The sequence below is a fragment of the Thauera sedimentorum genome (assembly GCF_014489115.1).
Classification (GTDB): domain Bacteria; phylum Pseudomonadota; class Gammaproteobacteria; order Burkholderiales; family Rhodocyclaceae; genus Pseudothauera; species Pseudothauera sedimentorum.
In genome coordinates this window covers 2,093,425-2,115,121 of the sequence record NZ_JACTAH010000001.1, presented here as the reverse complement: position 1 = coordinate 2,115,121, position 21,697 = coordinate 2,093,425, and the positions used below count along the sequence as shown (strand labels likewise).

Sequence of the window (21,697 nt, the reverse complement as noted above, 5' to 3'; positions counted from 1 at the left end):
GTGCTGAGTCGTGAATCCCCCCGGAGAGACCAGTTGGGAGAGGAGATAACATGTCAAGAATTGCACTTGTAACTGGCGGTATGGGCGGTCTGGGCGAGGCCATCTGCATCAAGCTGGCCGCGCTCGGCTATCGGGTCGTCACCACGCATTCGCCCGGCAACGCCAAGGCCGCCGAGTGGCTTCAGACCATGAACAACATGGGCTACGGCTTCAAGGGCTACCCCTGCGACGTGTCGGATTTCGAGTCCTGCAAGGCTTGTGTCGAGCAGGTGGCCGCCGAGGTGGGGCCGGTCGATGTGCTGGTCAACAACGCCGGCATCACCCGCGACATGACCTTCAAGAAGATGACCAAGGCCGACTGGGATGCGGTGGTCAGTACCAACCTCGACAGCGTGTTCAACATGACCAAGCAGGTGATGGACGGCATGGTCGAGCGGCGCTGGGGGCGGGTCATCAACGTCTCGTCGGTCAATGGCCAGAAGGGCGCCTTCGGGCAGACGAACTATTCGGCGGCCAAGGCCGGGATGCACGGGTTCACCAAGGCGCTGGCGCTCGAAGTGGCGCGCAGCGGAGTGACGGTCAACACCATCTCCCCGGGCTACATCGGCACCAAGATGGTCATGGCGATCCCGCAGGAGATCCTCGACTCGAAGATCCTGCCGCAGATTCCGGTTGGCCGCCTGGGCAAGCCCGAGGAGATCGCCGGTCTGGTGGCCTACCTGGCTTCCGAGGAGGCGGCTTTCGTGACCGGGGCGAACATCTCGATCAACGGCGGTCAGCACATGTTCTGAGCGGTTTTGCCCGGAAAGAAGCAAGGGCGGCGCAGTCCGGAGTGGCTGCGCCGCCCTTTTTTTGCGACGCAACATCCGCTCACAAAACTGTTTATAATCGCTCGCGCGGTGGCTTGCGCAGCGCCGCACAGCCATACGAAAGAGCGGCGTCGCCGGCGTGTGCGACGGTGTCTCAGCCTCAATCGAACTGCAGCAAAAGGACTCGACAATGACTCAGAAAGTCGCACTCGTTACCGGCGCCATGGGTGGCCTGGGTACCGCAATCTGCCAGGCGCTGGCCAAGGACGGCATGAAGGTGGTCGCCAACTGTCTGCCGGGCTTCCCGCAGAAGGAAGAGTGGCTGGCCCAGCAGAAAGAAGCCGGTTTCGATTTCGTTGCCGCTGAAGGCGATGTGTCCGATTACGAATCCTGCCAGGCGATGGTGTCGAAGATCGAATCCGAGGTCGGCCCCATCGACGTGCTGGTGAACAACGCCGGCATCACGCGCGACAAGTTCTTCCCCAAGATGGAAAAGGCGCAGTGGGACGCGGTGATCAACACCAACCTCAACAGCCTGTTCAACGTCACCCACCATGTCTCGCCGAAGATGGCTGAGCGCGGCTGGGGACGCATCATCAACATCTCCTCGGTCAATGGCGTCAAGGGCCAGGCCGGCCAGACCAACTACTCGACCGCCAAGGCTGGCGTGCTGGGTTTCACCAAGGCGCTGGCCTCCGAACTGGCGACCAAGGGCGTGACCGTCAACGCCATCGCTCCGGGCTACATCGGCACCGACATGGTGATGGCGATCCGCGAGGATATCCGTCAGGGCATCATCGACACCGTTCCGATGAAGCGTCTGGGCAAGCCGGAAGAGATCGGCGCGCTGTGCTCCTACCTGTCCTCCGAACTGGCCGGCTACGTGACCGGCGCCACCATCAACATCAACGGTGGCCTGCACATGTGCTGATGCCGCATCGGCGCAAGCAGCGTCCTGATGCACAACCCCGTCTCACGGCGGGGTTTTTTATTGCGCAGCGCGGTATAATTTTCGCACCATGAGAGTGCGGGTAAACCGCCGCCGAGGAGATGACCGAAAATGGCCGAGCAAGTGCGTCTGATCAAGAAGTATCCCAATCGCCGTCTGTACGACACCCGTACCAGTTCCTACATCACGCTCGCCGACGTGAAGGAGCTTGTGCTCGGTAGCGAGGAGTTCCAGGTGGTCGACGCGAAGTCCGGCGAAGATCTTACCCGCAGCATCCTGCTGCAGATCATCCTGGAAGAAGAGGCGGGTGGCGCCCCGATGTTCACCAGCGACCTGCTGGCGCACATGATCCGCTTCTACGGCAACGCCATGCAGGGCATGCTCGGCAAGTACCTCGAGAACAACATCAAGGCCTTCACCGACATGCAGGCCAAGCTGCAGGAGCAGGCGCGTTCGATCTACGGCGAGAACAGTCCCATGAACCAGGATCTGTGGGCCCAGTTCCTGAACTTCCAGGGTCCCGCCATGCAGAGCATGATGGGCGCCTATGTCGAGCAGAGCAAGAAGATGTTCCAGCAGATGCAGGAGCAGATCGAAAGCCAGACGCGCAACATCTTCACCGGGTTCCAGTTTCCCGGCTATAACAGCAAGACCGGACAGGACGACAAGGCCGAAGAAGCCTCGCTTGCCGGCAAGGGGCACGGCAAGTCCTGAGACTGCCGGCCTGACGGCGTCGGCTCACGACCGGTGACCGGCGCCTCCCCCGGAGATTTTCCCGACAGCATGAATCAGCACATTTCCCAAGGCGTGCCCCGTGTCGGGTTCGTCTCCCTCGGGTGTCCGAAGGCCACTTCGGATTCCGAACACATCCTGACCCGCTTGCGGGCCGAAGGCTACGAGATCTCCGGCAGCTACGACGAGGCCGACCTCGTCGTGGTCAATACCTGCGGGTTCATCGATGCCGCGGTCGAGGAGTCGCTCGGCGCCATCGGCGAGGCGCTGGCCGAGAACGGCAAGGTCATCGTCACCGGCTGTCTCGGCGCGAAGGACGACGTGGTGCTGGCAGCGCATCCGCAGGTACTCGCGGTCACCGGCCCGCACGCCACCGAGGAGGTCATGCAGGCCGTCCACAGGCACCTGCCCAAGCCGCACGACCCCTTCGTCGACCTGGTGCCCGCCCAGGGCATCCGCCTGACGCCGCCGCACTACGCTTACCTGAAGATTTCCGAAGGCTGCAATCATCGTTGCACCTTCTGCATCATCCCCTCGATGCGCGGCGACCTGGTGAGCCGGCCGATCCACGAAGTCATGCGGGAGGCCGAGGCGCTGGCCGACGCGGGCGTCAAGGAGATCCTGGTGATCTCCCAGGACACCAGCGCCTACGGCGTGGACGTGAAGTACCGCACCGGCTTCTGGGGCGGCAAGCCGGTGAAGACCCGCCTGCTGGATCTCGCCAATGCGCTCGGCGAGCTGGGCATCTGGATCCGCATGCACTACGTCTATCCGTACCCGAGCGTGGACGAGCTGATTCCCCTGATGGCCGAGGGCAAGATCCTGCCCTACCTCGACGTACCCTTCCAGCACGCCAGCCCGCGCATCCTCAAGGCGATGAAGCGCCCGGCCAACGCCGAGAACGTGCTCGAGCGCATCCGCAAGTGGCGCAGCATCTGCCCCGAACTGACCATCCGCTCGACCTTCATCACCGGCTTCCCGGGCGAGACCGAAGAGGATTTCGAGCAGCTGCTGCAGTTCCTCGACGACGCCCAGCTGGATCGCGTCGGCGCGTTTGCGTACTCGCCTGTCGAAGGCGCGGCGGCCAACGAGCTGGCCGACCCGGTGCCCGAGGATGTCCGCGAGGAGCGCCGCATGCGCCTGATGTCTTTCCAGGAGGACATCTCCACGCAGCGTCTCGAAGCCAGGATCGGCCGTGAGATGACCGTGCTGGTCGACGATGTCGATGAGGACGGCGCATTGGCCCGTTCGCCGGGCGATGCGCCGGAGATCGATGGCCTGGTGATCATCCCGGACGGCGAGGGGCTCGAGCCGGGCGACTTCGTCCGCGTGCGCATTACCGACTGCGACGTCCACGACCTCTACGCCGAACGGCTGGACTGACCGGAGGGGGCGCCGATGCTCGACCTCGCCTTCGCCCCGCGCAACGGATCCGGCCCGGTGGTCGGCGTGGCGCTGGGTGGCGGGGCCGCTCGGGGGTGGGCGCATCTCGGCGTGCTGGCTGCGCTGGAAAGCGAGGGCGTACGGCCCGATGTGATCTCCGGGTGCTCGATCGGCGCCCTGGTGGGCGCGGCCTACGCGTCCGGGAAACTGGCCGAACTCACCAAGTGGACTGAGTCGCTCGACTGGCAGGGCGTGGTGTCGATGCTCGACATCGGCCTCAAGGGCGGCTTGATCCGGGGTGACAAGGTCATCCAGTACTGTGCCCGCCATTTCATCGCCAGCGACTTCCAGCGCCTCTCCATGCCGTTTGCCTGCGTGGCCACCGAGCTCGAGTCCGGGCGCGAGGTCTGGCTGCGACAGGGCAAGGTCGCCGATGCGGTGCGTGCCTCGATCGCGCTGCCCGGGCTGATCTCCCCCGTCCTGCGGGACGGGCGGGTGCTGGTCGACGGCGGCCTGGTCAATCCGGTGCCGGTGTCGCTGTGCCGCGCGATGGGGGCCGACATCGTCATCGCGGTCGATGTGGGCACGGATCTCGTCGGCCGCACCCGGCGGCGCAAGTCTCCGCACGATCTGTCGCCGGACACCTGGAGCCAGCGTCTGCTGTCGATGGTGGGGCTGGGTAACGGCAACGGCAGCGAGGAAGGCGAAGAGCTCAACCTGCCGTCGCTGGCGACCATCCTGACCTCGAGCATCAACATCATGCAGATGCGTATCGCCCGCAGCCGCCTGGCCGGCGAACCGGCGGACGTACTGATCACGCCCAGGGTCGCGCAACTGAGCATCATGGATTTCGATCATGCCGCCGAGGCCATTGCCGAGGGCAGGGCGGCGGTCGAACGCGCCCGTCCGGCGCTGCGCCACATGCTGGGCCTGGACGCATGAGCGATCCGCAGGCACTGCTCGCACGGCTGACGCACCTGCTGGGGAGCGAGCGCGTGCTGACGGCGGAGTCGGAGACCCAAGCTTACCTCACCGACTGGCGGGGACGTTACCGCGGCTCGGCGCTCGCCGTTGTCCGTCCGGGGAGCGTCGAGGAAGTATCGGCGGTGGTGCAGGCCTGCGCGGCGGCCGGCGTGCCCATCGTGCCGCAGGGCGGCAATACCGGCCTCTGCGGTGGCGCCACGCCGCTGGCGGACGGGCGGTCGATTCTTGTCAGCCTGTCGAGGCTGAACCGCATCCGCGCCACGGATGCCGACAACAACACGCTCGTTGCCGAAGCCGGATGCACGCTCGCGGCCGTGCAGCAGGCGGCGGAAGGCATCGGCCGCCTGTTCCCCTTGTCGCTGGCGGCCGAAGGCAGCTGCGAGATCGGCGGCAACCTGTCCACCAACGCAGGTGGCGTGCATGTGCTGCGCTACGGCAACATGCGCGAACTCACCCTGGGGCTGGAGGTGGTCCTGCCCGATGGACGCGTCTGGGACGGTCTGCGCGGCTTGCGCAAGGACAATACCGGCTACGATCTCAAGCAGCTGTTCATCGGCGCGGAAGGGACCCTTGGCATCATCACCGCGGCGGTCCTCAAGCTCTATCCGCAGCCGCGCAGCCGCAGCGTGGCCTGGCTGGCCGTGCGCGACCCGCAGGCCGCCGTCGAACTGCTCGGACGCCTGCGCGCCTGCGCAGGAGAGCGCCTCAGCGCCTTCGAGCTGGTGGGCAGGAGTGCGCTGGAACTCGTCCTGCAGCACATTCCGAATGCGCGCCTGCCGCTCCCGGCGGCGCCGGAATGGTCGGTGCTGGTGGAGTTGAGCGATCCGCATGCCGATGCGGGACTCGACAGCCTGCTCACCTCCTTCCTCGAATCGGCGCTGGAGTCGGGTCTGCTGCTCGACGCCACGCTCGCGGGCAGCCTCGCGCAGCGAGCGGAACTCTGGGCGCTGCGCGAGAACATTTCCGAGGCGCAGAAGATCGAGGGCTTCAGCATCAAGCACGACATTTCGGTGCCCGTCAGCCGCATTCCAGGCTTCCTCGCCGAAGCAGGCAGGGCGCTGCGGGCAGCCTGGCCCGGCGTGCGGATCGTTGCCTTCGGGCACCTGGGCGACGGTAACCTTCACTACAACCTGTCGCGTCCGGCCGCAGAGGACAACGATGCGTTCATCGCCCGCACGAGCGAGGTCAATCGCATCGTGCACGACCTGGTCGATGCGGCAGGAGGTTCGATCTCGGCCGAGCATGGCATCGGTCAGTTGAAGCGCGGAGAACTGCAACGCTACAAGTCCGGGGTGGAACTCGACCTGATGCGCAGCATCAAGGCCGCGGTCGATCCGCGGGGTTTGATGAACCCGGGCAAGATTCTCTGAAAGCACCGCGAACAGGCTGTCTGCCGGAATTCTGCGGTTCGACGAAAAAAGTACGAAAAGACGCTTTACAGCCCCGAGGGGTGTTCATATAATGCGCGCTCTTTCGCGGTCGGGGGTATAGCTCAGCTGGGAGAGCGCTTGCATGGCATGCAAGAGGTCAGCGGTTCGATCCCGCTTACCTCCACCAACCGAAAGTCAGGTCCCCATCGTCTAGAGGCCTAGGACACCGCCCTTTCACGGCGATAACCGGGGTTCGAATCCCCGTGGGGACGCCAGAACATGGCGAACCTGCGATGAGCAGGTGAGCAAACCGGCAGCGATGCCGGAGCAGGTCAGCGCGGAGTGGTAGTTCAGTCGGTTAGAATACCGGCCTGTCACGCCGGGGGTCGCGGGTTCGAGTCCCGTCCACTCCGCCACAGTAGTACCCACGAAGTCCGCATGATTCGTGGTTCCGGAGCAAAAAACGTTTCGGAAAAAGCTTGCGGTGGCCTTTACCGCTTGCTATAATCTTCGACTCTGTTGGGGGTATAGCTCAGCTGGGAGAGCGCTTGCATGGCATGCAAGAGGTCAGCGGTTCGATCCCGCTTACCTCCACCACAGGTCCCCATCGTCTAGAGGCCTAGGACACCGCCCTTTCACGGCGATAACCGGGGTTCGAATCCCCGTGGGGACGCCAGAACATGGCGAACCTGCGATAAGCAGGTGAGCAAACCGGCAGCGATGCCGGAGCAGGTCAGCGCGGAGTGGTAGTTCAGTCGGTTAGAATACCGGCCTGTCACGCCGGGGGTCGCGGGTTCGAGTCCCGTCCACTCCGCCACCAAAGAAACGGGAGCCGATATCGGCTCCCGTTTTTTTTTTCGTCCATACGCTGGCCGAGAGGTGTTTCCCCTGAGCCGAGTGAGCTTTCCGAACTGTGCTGGCGGACTGGCGCCGGACGGACGATTGCGCTACATTCGTCTCCATACGCAACGGTATGGAGACGTGCTCTCCGTTCGTGGCGTTCTTCAATCGAACAAGGGAGCGAGATTCAAGATGACGATCAAGAAGATCGGCGTGGTCGGCGCCGGCACCATGGGTAACGGCATCACGCAGGCGTTTGCAGTCTCCGGCTTCGAGGTGGTGATGACGGATGTGTCCGATGCCGCCCTGCAGCGCGGCCTGGCCACCATCGGGGCGAGCCTCGACCGCCTGATCAAGAAAGAGAAGATGACTGCCGCCGAGAAGGATGCGGCGCTGGCGCGGGTTTCCACCTCCGCGGACCTGGCGGCCGTGGCCGATTGCGACCTGGTCATCGAGGCGGCCACCGAGAACCTCGAGCTCAAGCTGAAGATCTTTGCGCAACTCGACGCGGCGGCAAAACCCGAGGCGATCATCGCCAGCAACACCTCGTCGATCTCGATCACCAAGCTGGCGGCGGCGACCGGCCGGGCCGACCGCGTGATCGGCATGCACTTCTTCAACCCCGTGCCGATGATGGCGCTGGTCGAACTGATCCGTGGCCTGCAGACCTCCGACGAAACCTATGCCGCGGTCGAGACGGTGTCGAAGGCGGTCGGCAAGACGCCTGTGCAGGTCCGCAACAGCCCGGGTTTCGTGGTCAACCGCATGCTCTGCCCGATGATCAACGAGGCGATCTTCGCGCTTGGCGAGGGCCTGGCGAGTGCTGCCGAGATCGACGAGGCGATGAAGCTGGGCTGCAACCACCCGATCGGTCCGCTGGCGCTGTGCGACATGATCGGTCTGGATGTGGAGCTCGCGGTGATGCAGGTGCTGTTCGAGGGCTTCAAGGACCCGAAGTACCGTCCGGCACCGCTGCTGGTGGAGATGGTTGAAGCCGGCTATCTGGGCCGCAAGACCGGCAAGGGCTTCTTCGACTACGCGAAGTAAGTGCGGCACGCAGCCCTGAAAGCAAGAAAGCCACCCTAGGGTGGCTTTCTTATTGAAGCCCGGAAGGGGCTTCAGCGGCCGGAGCGCATCGCGTCGAAGAACTCCGCGTTGCTCTTGGTGGCCTTGACCTTGTCGAGCAGGAATTCCATCGCGTCGATGTCGTCCATGCCGTACAGGAGCTTCCTCAGGATCCACACCTTCTGCAGCACGTCGGCCTTCAGCAGCAGCTCTTCGCGACGTGTGCCGGAGCGGTTGACGTTGATGGCCGGATAGACGCGCTTCTCGGCCATGCGACGATCAAGGTGCAGCTCCATGTTGCCGGTGCCCTTGAATTCCTCGTAGATCACGTCGTCCATGCGGCTGCCGGTGTCGATCAGCGTGGTGGCGATGATGGTCAGCGAGCCGCCTTCTTCGATGTTGCGCGCGGCGCCGAAGAAGCGCTTGGGCTTCTGCAGGGCGTTGGCATCCACGCCGCCGGTGAGCACCTTGCCCGAGGCCGGCTGTACGGTGTTGTAGGCGCGTGCCAGGCGGGTCAGCGAGTCGAGCAGGATGACCACGTCGCGCTTGTGCTCGACCAGGCGTTTGGCCTTCTCGATCACCATCTCGGCGACCTGCACGTGGCGGGTGGCCGGTTCGTCGAAGGTCGAGGCCACGACCTCGCCCTTGACCGAGCGCTGCATCTCGGTGACTTCCTCCGGGCGCTCGTCGATCAGCAGCACGATCAGCGTGACGTCCGGATGATTGGCGGTGATCGCGTGCGCGATGTGCTGCAGCATCACTGTCTTGCCGCTCTTCGGCGGGGCCACCAGCAGGCCGCGCTGGCCTTTGCCGATCGGCGCGATCATGTCGATGATGCGGCTGGTGGTGTTCTCCTCGCCGCGCATGTCGCGCTCGAGCTTCAGGCACTCCTGCGGGTGCAGCGGCGTGAGGTTCTCGAAGAGGATCTTGTGCTTGCACTCTTCCGGCGGGCGGCCGTTGATCTTGTCCAGCTTGACCAGCGCGAAGTAGCGTTCGCCGTCCTTCGGGGTGCGGATCTCTCCCTCGATGGTGTCGCCGGTGTGCAGGTTGAAGCGGCGGATCTGCGAGGGCGAAACGTAGATGTCGTCCGTGCCCGCCAGGTAGGAGGCCTCGGGCGAGCGCAGGAAGCCGAAGCCGTCCGGCAGCACTTCTAGCGCGCCATCGCCGTAGATCGGTTCGCCCTTCTTGGCCCGGTTCTTCAACAGGGCGAATACCAACTCCTGCTTGCGCAGTCGGTTGGCGCCGTCGATTTCATTGGCGACGGCCATCTCCAGCAGTTCGCTGACGTGGAGGGCCTTTAGCTCCGATAGATGCATGGCGGCGGGTATGGATGGTGCTTCGGTGGAGGAATCTGGCTCGGTCGCCGGAGAGGCGGTTTCTTCGCGGCGCCGGCTGCTGCGGCGGGGAGGCCGGGCGGCGCCGCGGGATGCGGCCGGAGCGATCTCCGGCGCGGTGGGGTCAGAGATTGCTGTCAATGAAGGCCGTCAGTTGCGATTTGGAAAGAGCGCCAACCTTGGTGGCTTCCACGTTGCCGCCCTTGAACAGCATCAGGGTCGGGATTCCGCGGATGCCGAATTTGGCGGGGGTGTCCTGGTTCTCGTCGATGTTCAGCTTGGCGACCTTGAGCTTGCCGGCATACTCTTTGGCGACGTCGTCAAGGATGGGGGCGATCATCTTGCACGGACCGCACCATTCGGCCCAGTAGTCCACCAGGACCGGCGTTTGCGACTGCAGCACCTCGGACTCGAAATTGCCGTCGGTCACGTAATGGATATGCTCGCTCATGATTCCTCACATCAGGGATGGCTGTTCTGGAACGGATCGGGGGAATCGGGGCCTGAGGCGGCCCGATGGGGCAGGGCCAGGAGTGTGGCCTCGCGGGAAGTTTTGCGAAACTTATGCGAACCCGGGGCCGGCGTCAAGAAAATATGGGGAACGGCGAAGCCGGCGTGGGCCTGAGCGTGGCAAAAATGCGTCGCGCTGAACTATAGTGGAGCGCCGTCCCATGGGCATCGTTTCCACGGGGCCGGACTGACGGAGAGAGAAAAAATGACCTATGTCGTAACCGAATCCTGTATTCGCTGCAAATATACGGATTGCGTGGACGTGTGTCCGGTGGATTGTTTCCGGGAAGGCGAGAACTTCCTGGTGATCGATCCCGATGAATGCATCGACTGTACGCTGTGTGTGGCCGAGTGTCCGGTCGAGGCGATCTATGCCGAGGACGACGTGCCGGCCGGGCAGGAGCATTTCATCGAGCTCAATGCCGAGTTGTCCAAGAAATGGCGGGCGATCGTCGAGCGCAAGGATCCTTTGCCCGATGCGGATGAGTGGGCGCAAGTCAAGGACAAGCTCGATCAATTGAAACGCTAGCGGTCGCGCGGGTGGGGCGCATACTTTCCGTCCCGTCGGCAATGCACTAACATGGCGCACGACACCGTCACTACCGGAGCTAGAAGTTAATGGGTATGCTCGTCAGCGAAATTCTCGCCATCAAGGGCAAGGTGCTTTATACGATCGCACCGAACCGGAGCCTGGCGGAGGCTGTCGCCATCATGACCGAACAGGACGTGGGCTCGCTCGTGGTATTCGACCAGGGGCGCATGGCGGGCATGCTCACCTTCCGCGAAGTGCTCGGCGCGGTGCATGCAGGCGGTGCGAAGTGGCAGGAGATGGCGATCGAGCAGGCGATGCTGCGTGATCCACTCTCCGCCTCGCCGAACATGGAAATGGACGAACTGCGGCGCTTGATGGTGGATCGCCACCAGCGCTACCTGCCGGTGATGGATGGCAACACCCTGCTGGGTGTGGTGTCCTTCCATGACGTGGCCAAGGCGGTGCTCGAGGAACAAAGCTTCGAGAACCGCATGCTGAAGAACTACATCCGCAACTGGCCCGCCGAGAGCGGCGAGCAAGGCTGAGCGGAGAACTACACGGGCGATGGGTGCCGCAGGGGGGCGCGCATCGTAGCTGTGAGAACAAATAGAAAAGTCCGGGCCTCTTACGGACAGTAGTCGGTTGGAAGACGTGGTGCCCTCGGTGGCGCCCGTTACGCCTCGGGAGGGCGGTGCAGTAACCACGTAGTTGCATGTGGAATGCGCATTTTCCAACATCAGGAGGAGACAACTTGGACAAGATCTGGCTTAAGAGCTACCCCCCTGGCGTACCCGCCGAGATCGATCATCACCAGTTCGCGTCGCTGGCCGACCTGTTCGAGCAGAGTGTGCGCAAGTACGGCAACCGTACTGCGTACATCAACATGGGCAAGTCGATCACCTACGAGGAACTGGATCGTCTGTCGGCGCGGTTTGCCGCCTACCTTCAGGGCGAACTGAAGCTGCCGCGCGGCGCGCGCGTGGCCCTGATGATGCCCAACCTGCTGCAGTATCCGGTTGCCATGTTCGGCTCCCTGCGCGGCGGTTATACGGTGGTCAACGTCAATCCCTTGTATACCGCCCGTGAGCTGGAGCATCAGCTCAAGGACTCCGGTGCCGACGCGATCGTCATCCTGGAGAATTTCGCCCATACGCTGGAGCACGTTCTGCCCAAGGTGCCGGTGCGGCACGTCATCGTCACCAGTCTGGGGGAGATGCTCGGGTTTCCGAAGAGCGCCATCGTCAATTTCGTGGTGCGGCGGATCAAGAAGATGGTGCCTGCCTGGCACATCCAGGGCCATGTGCGCTTCTCCGCCGCGCTCGAACTCGGTGCGCGACATTCGATGAAGCGTGCCGAGATCGGCCACGACGACATCGCCTTCCTGCAGTACACCGGCGGCACGACCGGTACGGCCAAGGGTGCGGTGCTGACACACGGGAACATCGTCGGCAACCTGCAGCAGGCCCACGCCTGGATCGGCCCCTATGTGAAGGAGGGCGAAGAGGTGATCATCACCGCCTTGCCGCTCTATCACATCTTTTCGCTTACCGCGAACTGCCTGACCTTCTTCAAGATCGGCGCCACCAACGTGCTGATCACCAATCCGCGCGATATCCCCGGCTTCGTGAAGGAGCTCGCCAAGCATCCCTTTACGGTGATCACCGGCGTCAACACACTGTTCAATGCCCTGCTCAACAACGCGGACTTCGCCAAGCTCGATTTCTCCCGTTTCAAGATCGCGCTCGGCGGTGGCATGGCGGTGCAGCAGGCGGTGGCCGACAAGTGGAAGAAGGTGACCGGGAAGGTGCTGTACGAAGCCTATGGCCTGACCGAGACCTCGCCCGCGGTGACCATCAATCCGCTCGACCTGGCCGAGTTCAACCATTCCATCGGCCTGCCGGTTTCATCGACCGAAGTGAGTATCCGCGACGACGACGGCAACGAGGTGGCGGTGGGGCAGCGTGGCGAGCTGTGCGTTCGCGGCCCGCAGGTGATGAAGGGCTACTGGAACCGGCCGGAGGACAGCGCGCGGGCGTTCACCGCCGACGGTTTCTTCCGTACCGGCGACATCGCGGTGATGGACGAGCAGGGCTTCATACGCCTGGTAGACCGCAAGAAGGACATGATCCTGGTGTCGGGTTTCAATGTTTACCCGAACGAGATCGAGGACGTGGTGGCCAGTCATCCCGGCGTGCTGGAGGTGGCGGCGGTCGGCGTGCCGGACGAGCGCAGCGGCGAGGCGGTGAAGGTCTTCGTCGTGAAGAAGTATCCGGCGCTCACCGCAGAGGCGATCGTGGCGCATTGCCGCGAGAACCTCACCGGCTACAAGGTGCCGCATCACGTGGAGTTCAGGGACGAACTGCCCAAGACCAACGTCGGCAAGATCCTGCGCAGGGCCCTGCGGGACGAGTCGGCGCACGCCGGTTGATCCTGCAAAGGGTGGAAAGGGTGTTGTCATGCAGCGCAATTCGTGGTTTCATCATGGCCACTGACCGTAGAAGCCGTTCAATGTCCCGCTGCAACCGCTCCCTCGCCGTAGTCCTGTCCGTACGCGTAGTAGTAGGCGTAGGCAGTCGCGCGTCGTAGCGGGTCAGGACAACAAGCAGGTCACCGAATCCAAACCCCCGCCGGCGCGCAAGCCGGCGGGGGTTTTCGTTTTTGTGCCGCCGGTCCTGACGTCGCGAACCATTCCAGGAGATCCGAAATGAAGCAGATGACCGGCGCCGAGTTGATCGTGCGCCTGCTCGAACGCCAGGGCGTGCGTACCATCGCCGGCATTCCCGGCGGCGCCATCCTGCCGCTGTACGATGCCCTCTCGGGCAGCACCGTGATCCGCCACGTGCTGGCGCGCCACGAGCAGGGCGCCGGTTTCATGGCGCAAGGCATGGCGCGCGTGTCCGGCGTGCCGGAGGTGTGCTTTGCCTCCAGCGGCCCCGGCGCCACGAACCTGGTCACGGCGATTGCCGATGCGCGCCTGGATTCGATTCCGATGGTGGCGATCACCGGCCAAGTGCCCTTGTCGATGATCGGCACCGATGCCTTCCAGGAGGTGGACATCTACGGGATGACCGTGCCGATCACCAAGCATAATTTCCTGGTGCGCTCGGTCGAGGAACTGCTCGAAGTCATTCCGGAGGCTTTCCGCGTCGCCATGTCCGGCCGGCCCGGTCCGGTGCTGGTCGACGTGCCCAAGGATGTGCAGAACGCCCGCATCGAGTTCGACGACTTCCCCCCGGTGGCTGCGCCCGAGGCGCTGCCTGCGCTCGACATGGCGGCGGTCGAGGAGGCCGCCCGGATGATCAACGAGGCCGAGCAGCCCGTCCTCTATCTCGGCGGCGGGGTCATCCATTCCGGCGCTGCCCGCCAGGCGGTGTCCCTGGCCGAGCAGGCCGGCTTGCCGACCACGATGACGCTGATGGCGCTGGGCGCCATGCCCATGGATCATCCGCTGTCGATCGGCATGCTCGGGATGCACGCTGCGCGCTACACCAACTTCGTCCTGGAAGAGGCCGACCTGCTGGTCTGCGTCGGCGCGCGTTTCGACGATCGCGCGATCGGCAAGGCGACGCAGTTCTGTCCCAGGGCGAAGATCGTGCACATCGACGTCGATCGCTCCGAGTTGCACAAGATCCGGCAGGCGCACGTGGCGGTCAATGGCGACGTCGCCCAGGTGCTGGAGGCCCTGCTGCCGCGCGTCAAGGCACAGTTGCGCAAGCGCTGGCTGTCGCATGTGGAGAGCCTCAAGAGCCGCTTCCCGGTGGAGTGGGCCGAGCAGGACGACCCGCGCAGCCACTACGGCCTGGTGCGTGCGGTGGCCGCCGCGGTGGGCGACGAGGCGGTGATCACCACCGATGTCGGCCAGCACCAGATGTGGGTGGCCCAGGCCTACCCCTTCCGCCGCCCGCGCCAGTGGCTGACCTCCGGCGGGTTGGGGACCATGGGTTTCGGCATGCCGGCCGCGATCGGCGCCGCACTGGCGGCGCCCGAGCGTACCGTGGTGTGCTTCTCCGGCGACGGCAGCTTCAAGATGAACATCCAGGAACTCGCCACGCTGGCCGAGGAATGGCTCAACGTGAAGATCGTGCTGATGAACAACAACTCGCTGGGCCTGGTGTACCAGCAGCAGAACCTGTTCTACGGCAAGCGCGTGTTCGCCTCCAAGTACCGTGGCGCGCCGGACTTCGTGAAGATCGCCGAAGGTTTCGGCGTGCCGGCGGTCGATCTCGACACCGCAGCCAACCCGCGCGGCACGCTTGCGCAGGCGCTCGCCACGCCGGGGCCCTGCCTGATCCACGTGTCCATCGACCGCGAGCAGTTTGTTTATCCCATGGTGCCGCCGGGCGCGGCCAATACTGAAATGATCGGAGGCTGACCATGATCGAACAGGTCGCAGAACCGCTGCAGCAATCCGGCTTCGCCAAGGTGATCCTGGAAATCGACGTCAACAACCACCCGGGGGTGATGAGCCACATCTGCAATCTCTTCGCCCGCCGCGCGTTCAACGTCGAAGGCATCCTGTGCATGCCGGTGTCCGACGGCAAGCGCAGCCGCATCTGGCTGCTGGTGTTCGAGGACCAGCGACTGGAGCAGATGATCCGCCAGCTGGAGAAGCTGCAGGACGTGCTCTCGGTGCGCCGTCATGGTGCGGAGCACGAGGTCTTCGAACGCCTGGAGGACTTCTTCCACTGAGCGCGGCGGCGCGGCAGGGCGGGGGAGGGCGCTGTGCTAAACTCCCCGGCCTTCCGCCCGCATTCTTGAGCACGAGTCCGCGATGTCCGGCAACACCCTCGGTACGCTGTTTACGGTCGCCTCCTTTGGCGAATCCCATGGTCCCGCGATCGGCTGCGTGGTAGACGGCTGCCCCCCGGGACTCGCGCTGAGCGCTGCGGACATCCAGGCCGAGCTCGACCGGCGCAAGCCGGGCACTTCCCGCCATGTCACCCAGCGCCGCGAACCGGACGAGGTGGAGATCCTCTCCGGGGTGTTCGAGGGTGTGACCACCGGCACCCCGATCGCGCTGCTGATCCGCAACCAGGACCAGCGCTCCAAGGACTACGGCAACATCTCCGAGACCTTCCGCCCGGGGCACGCGGACTACCCTTACTGGCAGAAGTACGGCATCCGCGATTACCGCGGCGGCGGGCGCTCGTCGGCGCGCGAGACCGCGGTGCGGGTGGCGGCTGGAGCCATCGCGCGCAAGTGGCTGCAGGAGCGCTACGGCATCGTGATCCGCGGCTGGATGGCGCAGCTCGGGCCGATCGAGATTCCCTTCGTGGCCTGGGAGGAGATGGACAACCCGTTCTTCGCCCCCAATGCGGCGATCGTCCCGCAACTGGAAAGCTACATGGACGACTTGCGCAAGTCGGGCGACTCGATCGGTGCGCGCATCAACGTGATCGCCACCGGCGTGCCGGTGGGTTGGGGCGAGCCGGTGTACGACCGCCTGGACGCCGACATCGCACACGCGATGATGGGCATCAACGCGGTCAAGGGCGTTGAGATCGGCGCCGGCTTCGCCAGTGTCGCGCAGCGCGGCTCCGAGCACGGCGACGAACTGACCCCGGAAGGCTTTCTGTCCAACAACGCCGGTGGCGTGCTGGGCGGTATTTCCACCGGGCAGGACATCCTGGTCAGCATGGCGATCAAGCCGACCTCCAGCATCCGCATCGAGCGTCGCTCGATCGACAAGCAGGGCGATCCTGCGGTCGTTGCCACCCACGGCCGCCACGACCCCTGCGTCGGCATCCGCGCCACGCCGATCGCCGAGGCCATGCTGGCGCTGGTGCTGATCGACCACGCGCTGCGCCACCGCGCGCAATGCGGCGACGTGAGCACCGCCACGCCAAAGATTGCCGGGCTGGCGCCGGACGGCGTGCAGGCGGTTCCCAGCCCGCGCGCCTGACGCGGCGCGGGCGTTCGCCGGATGCTGCCGTACTGGCGCCTGTCGGCCTATTACTTCTTCTATTTCGGCTTCGTCGGCGCGTTCTCGCCGTACTTCACCCTTTACCTGCAGTCGCTGCGCTTTACCGCCACCGACATTGCCATCCTGATGTCGCTGATGCAGGTGATGCGCATCCTCGCACCCAACCTGTGGGGCTGGCTGGCCGAGCGCCTCGGCGTGCCGGTGTTGATCGTGCGCGTCTCGGCGGTGGCAAGCCTGGCCGGCTTCGCGCTGTTCTTCCTGACCACCGAGTTTGCCGGCATCTTCGTCGGCATGGCGCTGATGGCCTTCTTCTGGAGCGCCGCGCTACCGCTGATCGAGAGCGTGACCTTCACCCACCTCGGTGCCCAGGGGCATCGCTACGGCAACATTCGCGTGTGGGGCTCGGTCGGTTTCATCGTCGCGGTGCTGGGCATCGGCCATGCGCTGGACTACCTGCCGATCGATTCCATGCTGTGGATGACCGCCTCGGTTCTGGCCGGCATCGTGGTGTGCGCCTTCCTGGTGCCGGATGCGGTGCGCCCGCCGGCGGGGCGGACGCAGGTCAGCCTGCGCGAGACCCTGGGACGGCCGGAGGTGCGCGCCCTGCTCGGGGCCTGCTTCTTCATGTCGGCGGCGCATGGCGCGCTCTATGTGTTCTATTCGATCTACCTGGTCGACAACGGCTACGGCAAGGCATTGGTGGGCTGGATGTGGACCCTCGGCGTGCTGGCCGAAATCGTGGTCTTCCTGTTCATGCCGCGCCTGATGAAGCGCTACTCGCTGCGCGCCATCCTGCTGTTCTCCTTCGTTGCGGCGGTGCTACGCTTCCTGCTGATCGGCTGGGGGGTGGGCAGCCTTGCGGTGCTGCTGTTCGCCCAGTTGCTGCATGGGGCGACCTTCGGGGCCTACCACGCGGCGGCGATCGCCGCGGTGAACCAGTGGTTCCCCGGCAAACTCCAATCGAGAGGACAGGCGCTCTACGGCAGCCTGTCCTTCGGCGCCGGCGGCATGGCCGGCGGCTTGGCGAGCGGCCTGACCTGGGACACGATCGGGCCGGCATGGACCTACAGCCTGGGGTCGGCGTTCGCGCTGGCCGGGCTGTTCTGGCTGATGAAGGGCTGGCGGCGTGAGTCGCCGCCGACGCCCGTACACGATTGAGGAGAGTGCTCATGCGAGCCTTGTTGCGCAATGCCCTGCCGGCCCTGCTGGCTGCGACCATGGCGGTGGCCTGCCAGACGGTGCAGACCACCGGCGGCGGAACGGTCGGCGTGGACCGCGGACAGATGATGATGGTCTCCGCGCAGGAGGTCGAACAGGCCTCCGCGCAGCAATACCAGCAGGTCCTGGCCGAGGCGCGCAAGCAGAACGCGCTTAACCGCGATGCGGCCACGGTGCAGCGCGTTCGCCGCATCGCCAACCGGCTGATCGGCCAGACCGGGGTGTTCCGCAAGGATGCCCCGGCCTGGCAGTGGGAGGTCAATGTGCTGAGCTCCAAGGAGCTCAACGCCTGGTGCATGGCCGGGGGCAAGATCGCCATCTACACCGGCCTGGTCGACCAGCTCAAGCTCACCGACGACGAGATCGCCGCCGTGATGGGGCACGAGATCGCCCACGCGCTGCGCGAGCACGCGCGCGAGCGCATCTCCAAGTCGGTGGCCACCGGCATCGGCGTGTCGGTGGCCGGCGCGCTGCTGGGCGTCGGCGAATCCGGACAGAGCCTGATGGGGCAGGTCGCCAAGGTCACCTTCGAACTGCCCAACTCCCGCCTGCACGAGACCGAGGCCGATCGCATCGGTATCGAGCTCGCCGCGCGGGCCGGCTTCGATCCGCGCGCGGCGGTGACGCTGTGGGACAAGATGGCCTCGCGCTCGGCCGGTGCGCCGCCGGAATGGCTGTCCACCCACCCCTCGCATGCCAGCCGCCAGCGCGATCTGAACGACTACGCCCAGCGCGTCATGCCCCTGTACCGGCAGGCCGGCGGGCGCCAGTAGGGCCGCGGCGGGCCGGCTATTCAGCCAAACGCCCCTGTGAAATAATCGAAACCTTTTCTTTTTGCGCGGAATACAACGGATGACACCCCAAACGCTGTACGAAAAGCTCTGGTCGAGTCACGTCGTTCACCAGGAGGCCGACGGCACGGCGCTGATCTACATCGATCGTCACCTCGTGCATGAAGTCACCAGCCCGCAGGCCTTCGAAGGTCTCAAGCTGGCCGGGCGCAAGCCGTGGCGGATCTCCTCGATCGTCGCCACCGCCGACCACAACACCCCCACCGACCACTGGGAAGAGGGCATCAAGGACCCGGTCTCGCGCCAGCAGGTCGAGACCCTGGACGCCAACATCCGCGAAGTCGGCTCGCTGGCCTATTTCCCCTTCAAGGACGAGCGCCAGGGCATCGTGCACGTGATCGGACCGGAGAACGGCGCCACCCTGCCGGGCATGACCGTGGTGTGCGGCGATTCGCACACCTCCACGCATGGCGCCTTCGCCTGTCTGGCGCACGGTATCGGTACCTCCGAGGTCGAGCACGTGATGGCCACCCAGTGCCTGCTGCAGAAGAAGTCCAAGACCATGCTGGTGCGGGTCGACGGCGAATTGGGTCGTGGTGTCACCGCCAAGGACGTGGTGCTGGCCATCATCGGCCAGATCGGCACTGCCGGCGGCACCGGCTACGCCATCGAGTTCGGTGGCAGCGCGATCCGCTCGCTGTCCATGGAAGGCCGCATGACGGTGTGCAATATGGCCATCGAGGCCGGCGCGCGCGCGGGCATGGTGGCGGTGGACGACATCACCATCGACTACCTGCGCGACAAGCCCTTCGCGCCCAAGGGCGTGCAATGGGAGGCCGCGGTGGCCTACTGGCGCAGGCTGACGTCCGACGAAGGCGCGCAGTTCGACAAGCTGGTGGTGCTGGACGCGGCCGAGATCGCGCCGCAGGTCACCTGGGGCACCTCGCCCGAGATGGTCACCACCATCGACGGGCGCGTGCCGGACCCCGCGCAGGTCGCCGATCCGGTCAAGCGCGAAGGCATGGAGCGTGCGCTCAAGTACATGGGCCTGGAAGCCAACACGCCGATGAGCGAGATCAAGGTCGACCAGGTCTTCATCGGTTCGTGCACCAATTCGCGCATCGAGGACCTGCGCGAGGCGGCCGCGGTGGCCAAGGGGCGCAGCAAGGCCGCCAACGTGCGTCGCGTGCTGGTGGTGCCGGGTTCCGGCCTGGTCAAGCGCCAGGCGGAGGCCGAGGGCTTGGACAAGGTCTTCATCGAGGCAGGCTTCGAGTGGCGCGAACCTGGCTGTTCGATGTGCCTGGCGATGAACGCGGACCGCCTGGAGCCGGGCGAGCGCTGCGCGTCCACCTCGAACCGCAACTTCGAAGGCCGCCAGGGCGCCGGCGGGCGCACCCACCTGGTGAGCCCGGCGATGGCCGCCGCCGCCGCGGTGACCGGTCATTTCGCCGACGTGCGCGCGCTGTAAGAACCGAGAGGAAAGGCAGAACATGAAACCGTTTACCGTGCTCGATGCCATCGTGGCGCCGCTCGACCGCGCCAATGTGGATACCGATGCGATTATCCCCAAGCAGTTCCTCAAGTCGATCAAGCGCAGCGGCTTCGGCCCCAACCTGTTCGACGAATGGCGCTATCTGGATGTCGGTCAACCCGGCCAGGATTGCGCCAACCGACCGAAGAACCCCGACTTCGTGCTCAACCAGGCACGCTACCAGGGCGCCCAGGTGCTGCTCGCACGCGACAACTTCGGCTGCGGCAGCTCGCGCGAACACGCCCCCTGGGCGCTGGAAGACTACGGCTTCCGCGTGATCATCGCGCCGAGCTTCGCCGACATCTTCTTCAACAACTGCTTCAAGAACGGAGTGCTGCCCATCGTGCTGCCGGCGGCAGTGGTGGATGAGCTGTTCCAGCAGTGCGAAGGCACCGAGGGCTACCGCCTGAAGGTGGATCTGGCCGCGCAGACCATCACCCGTCCGGACGGCCAGGCGATCGCCTTCGAGGTCGATCCCTTCCGCAAGGAATGCCTGCTCAACGGCTGGGACGACATCGGCCTGACCCTGCGCCACGCCGACAAGATCCGCGCCTTCGAAGACAGGCGTCGCGCCGAACACCCGTACTACTTCGCCTGACCGCGGTCGGGCGACCATAGATAGAGCTGGAGAGACTGGATGAAGATTTGCGTACTGCCCGGTGATGGCATCGGCCCCGAGATCATGGCCGAGGCCGTGCGTGTCCTGCGCGCACTGGACCTGAAGTTCGAGATGGAAGAGGCCCTGCTGGGCGGCAGCGCGGTGGATGCCACCGGCAACCCCTACCCGGAAGCCACCTCCAAGCTGGCACGCGAAGCCGATGCGGTGCTGCTGGGCGCGGTGGGCGGCCCGAAGTGGGACGGCCTGCCGCGCGAGCAGCGCCCGGAGCGCGGCCTGCTGGGCATCCGCAAGGAGCTCGGGCTGTTCGCCAATCTGCGCCCGGCCATCCTCTACCCGGAGCTGGCCAATGCCTCCTCGCTGAAGCCCGAGATCGTTGCCGGCCTGGACATCCTGATCGTGCGCGAGCTGACCGGCGACATCTACTTCGGCCAGCCGCGCGGCATCGAGATGCGAGAAGTGAACGGTAAGGGGGAGCGTTACGGTTTCAACACCATGCACTACACCGAGTCGGAGATCCGCCGCATCGGCCGCGTGGCCTTCGAGGCCGCGCGCAAGCGTGACAAGCGCCTGTGCTCGGTGGACAAGATGAACGTGCTGGAAACCACCCAGCTGTGGCGCGACGTGATGAGCGAGCTGGCGGCGGAGTATCCCGACGTCGAGCTTTCCCATATGCTGGTCGACAACGCCGCGATGCAGCTGGTGCGCGCGCCCAAGCAGTTCGACGTGATGGTCACCGGCAACATGTTCGGCGACATCCTGTCGGACGAGGCCTCCATGCTCACCGGCTCGATCGGCATGCTGCCCTCGGCCTCGCTGGACGAGAACAACAAGGGGTTGTACGAACCTTCGCACGGCTCCGCGCCGGACATCGCCGGCAAGGGCGTGGCCAACCCGCTGGCCACCATCCTGTCGGCGGCGATGATGCTGCGCTACACCTTCGCCCAGGAGGAAGCCGCGCAGCGCGTCGAGGGCGCGGTGAAAAAAGTGCTGGCGCAAGGCTTCCGTACCGGCGACATCTTCGAGCCGGGCACGAAGAAGGTCGGCACGCGGGAAATGGGCGACGCCGTGCTGGCGGCGCTGTAAGGTTCTAGGCATCAAGAGGAAGAG

General features: G+C 65.0%; 20 protein-coding genes and 6 tRNA genes. 24 read left to right on the top strand and 2 right to left on the bottom strand.

The features are described 5' to 3' along the window. Nucleotides 1–50 precede the first annotated feature (50 nt). The 13 genes from IAI53_RS09710 (at nucleotide 51) to IAI53_RS09650 (ending at nucleotide 8,114) form a co-directional block, all read left to right on the top strand. Entirely contained in the window at nucleotides 51–791 is a 741-nt protein-coding gene (locus tag IAI53_RS09710; protein ID WP_187717884.1) for a beta-ketoacyl-ACP reductase, read from the top strand. 208 nt (nucleotides 792–999) lie between these two features. Then, nucleotides 1,000–1,740 carry a beta-ketoacyl-ACP reductase gene (locus IAI53_RS09705; protein WP_187717883.1) on the top strand — a complete coding sequence of 247 codons (741 nt, stop codon included), beginning with the start codon at nucleotides 1,000–1,002 and terminating at the stop codon, nucleotides 1,738–1,740. Nucleotides 1,741–1,869: 129 nt separating this feature from the next. After that, complete coding sequence (gene phaR, locus IAI53_RS09700; protein WP_187717882.1) at nucleotides 1,870–2,472, top strand: polyhydroxyalkanoate synthesis repressor PhaR; 603 nt, start codon at nucleotides 1,870–1,872, stop codon at nucleotides 2,470–2,472. Nucleotides 2,473–2,541: 69 nt separating this feature from the next. After that, on the top strand, nucleotides 2,542–3,873 hold the full coding sequence (gene rimO, locus IAI53_RS09695; protein ID WP_187717881.1) for a 30S ribosomal protein S12 methylthiotransferase RimO: 1,332 nt from the start codon (nucleotides 2,542–2,544) through the stop codon (nucleotides 3,871–3,873). A 15-nt stretch (nucleotides 3,874–3,888) separates the two neighbouring features. Further along, nucleotides 3,889–4,815, top strand: a complete 927-nt coding sequence (gene rssA / locus IAI53_RS09690) for a patatin-like phospholipase RssA (RefSeq protein WP_187717880.1) — start codon at nucleotides 3,889–3,891, stop codon at nucleotides 4,813–4,815. Beyond that, nucleotides 4,812–6,227, top strand: a complete 1,416-nt coding sequence (locus IAI53_RS09685; protein WP_187717879.1) for an FAD-binding oxidoreductase — start codon at nucleotides 4,812–4,814, stop codon at nucleotides 6,225–6,227. The genes rssA and IAI53_RS09685 overlap by 4 nt, the downstream gene beginning before the upstream one ends. Before the next feature lie 111 nt (nucleotides 6,228–6,338). Beyond that, nucleotides 6,339–6,414 (top strand) — tRNA-Ala (locus IAI53_RS09680). A gap of 12 nt (nucleotides 6,415–6,426) precedes the next feature. Next, nucleotides 6,427–6,502 (top strand) — tRNA-Glu (locus IAI53_RS09675). 64 nt (nucleotides 6,503–6,566) lie between these two features. Next, nucleotides 6,567–6,643, top strand: a tRNA-Asp gene (locus IAI53_RS09670). Nucleotides 6,644–6,748: 105 nt separating this feature from the next. After that, nucleotides 6,749–6,824 (top strand) — tRNA-Ala (locus tag IAI53_RS09665). Between the two features lie 3 nt (nucleotides 6,825–6,827). Beyond that, a tRNA-Glu gene (locus tag IAI53_RS09660) sits at nucleotides 6,828–6,903 on the top strand. A gap of 64 nt (nucleotides 6,904–6,967) precedes the next feature. After that, nucleotides 6,968–7,044 (top strand) — tRNA-Asp (locus tag IAI53_RS09655). Nucleotides 7,045–7,259: 215 nt separating this feature from the next. Then, nucleotides 7,260–8,114, top strand: a complete 855-nt coding sequence (locus IAI53_RS09650; protein ID WP_187717878.1) for a 3-hydroxybutyryl-CoA dehydrogenase — start codon at nucleotides 7,260–7,262, stop codon at nucleotides 8,112–8,114. A 71-nt stretch (nucleotides 8,115–8,185) separates the two neighbouring features. Here IAI53_RS09650 and rho read toward each other — a convergent pair whose 3' ends face one another. Together rho and trxA are read right to left on the bottom strand one after the other, a co-directional pair. Beyond that, complete coding sequence (gene rho, locus IAI53_RS09645; RefSeq protein WP_187717877.1) at nucleotides 8,186–9,448, bottom strand: transcription termination factor Rho; 1,263 nt, start codon at nucleotides 9,446–9,448, stop codon at nucleotides 8,186–8,188. Nucleotides 9,449–9,590: 142 nt separating this feature from the next. After that, nucleotides 9,591–9,917: a thioredoxin TrxA gene (gene trxA / locus IAI53_RS09640; protein ID WP_136384020.1), complete on the bottom strand. Its 327-nt coding sequence runs from the start codon at nucleotides 9,915–9,917 to the stop codon at nucleotides 9,591–9,593. A 264-nt stretch (nucleotides 9,918–10,181) separates the two neighbouring features. On the opposite strand from trxA, the gene fdxA reads away from it, so the two are divergent. The 11 genes from fdxA (at nucleotide 10,182) to leuB (ending at nucleotide 21,673) form a co-directional block, all read left to right on the top strand. Further along, nucleotides 10,182–10,505, top strand: coding sequence for a ferredoxin FdxA (fdxA, locus tag IAI53_RS09635; RefSeq protein WP_187717876.1), 324 nt, complete (start codon nucleotides 10,182–10,184; stop codon nucleotides 10,503–10,505). 95 nt (nucleotides 10,506–10,600) lie between these two features. Then, nucleotides 10,601–11,053, top strand: a complete 453-nt coding sequence (locus IAI53_RS09630; protein WP_187717875.1) for a CBS domain-containing protein — start codon at nucleotides 10,601–10,603, stop codon at nucleotides 11,051–11,053. Nucleotides 11,054–11,259: 206 nt separating this feature from the next. Next, nucleotides 11,260–12,936 carry a long-chain-fatty-acid--CoA ligase FadD gene (fadD, locus tag IAI53_RS09625; RefSeq protein ID WP_187717874.1) on the top strand — a complete coding sequence of 559 codons (1,677 nt, stop codon included), beginning with the start codon at nucleotides 11,260–11,262 and terminating at the stop codon, nucleotides 12,934–12,936. Nucleotides 12,937–13,212: 276 nt separating this feature from the next. Next, on the top strand, nucleotides 13,213–14,880 hold the full coding sequence (gene ilvB / locus IAI53_RS09620; protein ID WP_187717873.1) for an acetolactate synthase large subunit: 1,668 nt from the start codon (nucleotides 13,213–13,215) through the stop codon (nucleotides 14,878–14,880). Between the two features lie 2 nt (nucleotides 14,881–14,882). Beyond that, entirely contained in the window at nucleotides 14,883–15,197 is a 315-nt protein-coding gene (ilvN, locus tag IAI53_RS09615; RefSeq protein ID WP_187717872.1) for an acetolactate synthase small subunit, read from the top strand. An 82-nt stretch (nucleotides 15,198–15,279) separates the two neighbouring features. Next, on the top strand, nucleotides 15,280–16,410 hold the full coding sequence (aroC, locus tag IAI53_RS09610; protein WP_187717871.1) for a chorismate synthase: 1,131 nt from the start codon (nucleotides 15,280–15,282) through the stop codon (nucleotides 16,408–16,410). A 21-nt stretch (nucleotides 16,411–16,431) separates the two neighbouring features. Next, on the top strand, nucleotides 16,432–17,589 hold the full coding sequence (locus tag IAI53_RS09605) for an MFS transporter (RefSeq protein WP_187717870.1): 1,158 nt from the start codon (nucleotides 16,432–16,434) through the stop codon (nucleotides 17,587–17,589). Nucleotides 17,590–17,600: 11 nt separating this feature from the next. After that, nucleotides 17,601–18,422, top strand: coding sequence for a M48 family metallopeptidase (locus IAI53_RS09600; protein WP_187717869.1), 822 nt, complete (start codon nucleotides 17,601–17,603; stop codon nucleotides 18,420–18,422). Nucleotides 18,423–18,501: 79 nt separating this feature from the next. Further along, the gene (gene leuC, locus IAI53_RS09595) at nucleotides 18,502–19,908 is read left to right on the top strand and encodes a 3-isopropylmalate dehydratase large subunit (RefSeq protein ID WP_187717868.1); all 1,407 of its coding nucleotides are present in this window, start codon (nucleotides 18,502–18,504) and stop codon (nucleotides 19,906–19,908) included. 22 nt (nucleotides 19,909–19,930) lie between these two features. After that, the gene (gene leuD / locus IAI53_RS09590) at nucleotides 19,931–20,569 is read left to right on the top strand and encodes a 3-isopropylmalate dehydratase small subunit (protein WP_187717867.1); all 639 of its coding nucleotides are present in this window, start codon (nucleotides 19,931–19,933) and stop codon (nucleotides 20,567–20,569) included. A gap of 39 nt (nucleotides 20,570–20,608) precedes the next feature. Continuing rightward, nucleotides 20,609–21,673 carry a 3-isopropylmalate dehydrogenase gene (leuB, locus tag IAI53_RS09585; RefSeq protein ID WP_187717866.1) on the top strand — a complete coding sequence of 355 codons (1,065 nt, stop codon included), beginning with the start codon at nucleotides 20,609–20,611 and terminating at the stop codon, nucleotides 21,671–21,673. Nucleotides 21,674–21,697: the final 24 nt, after the last annotated feature.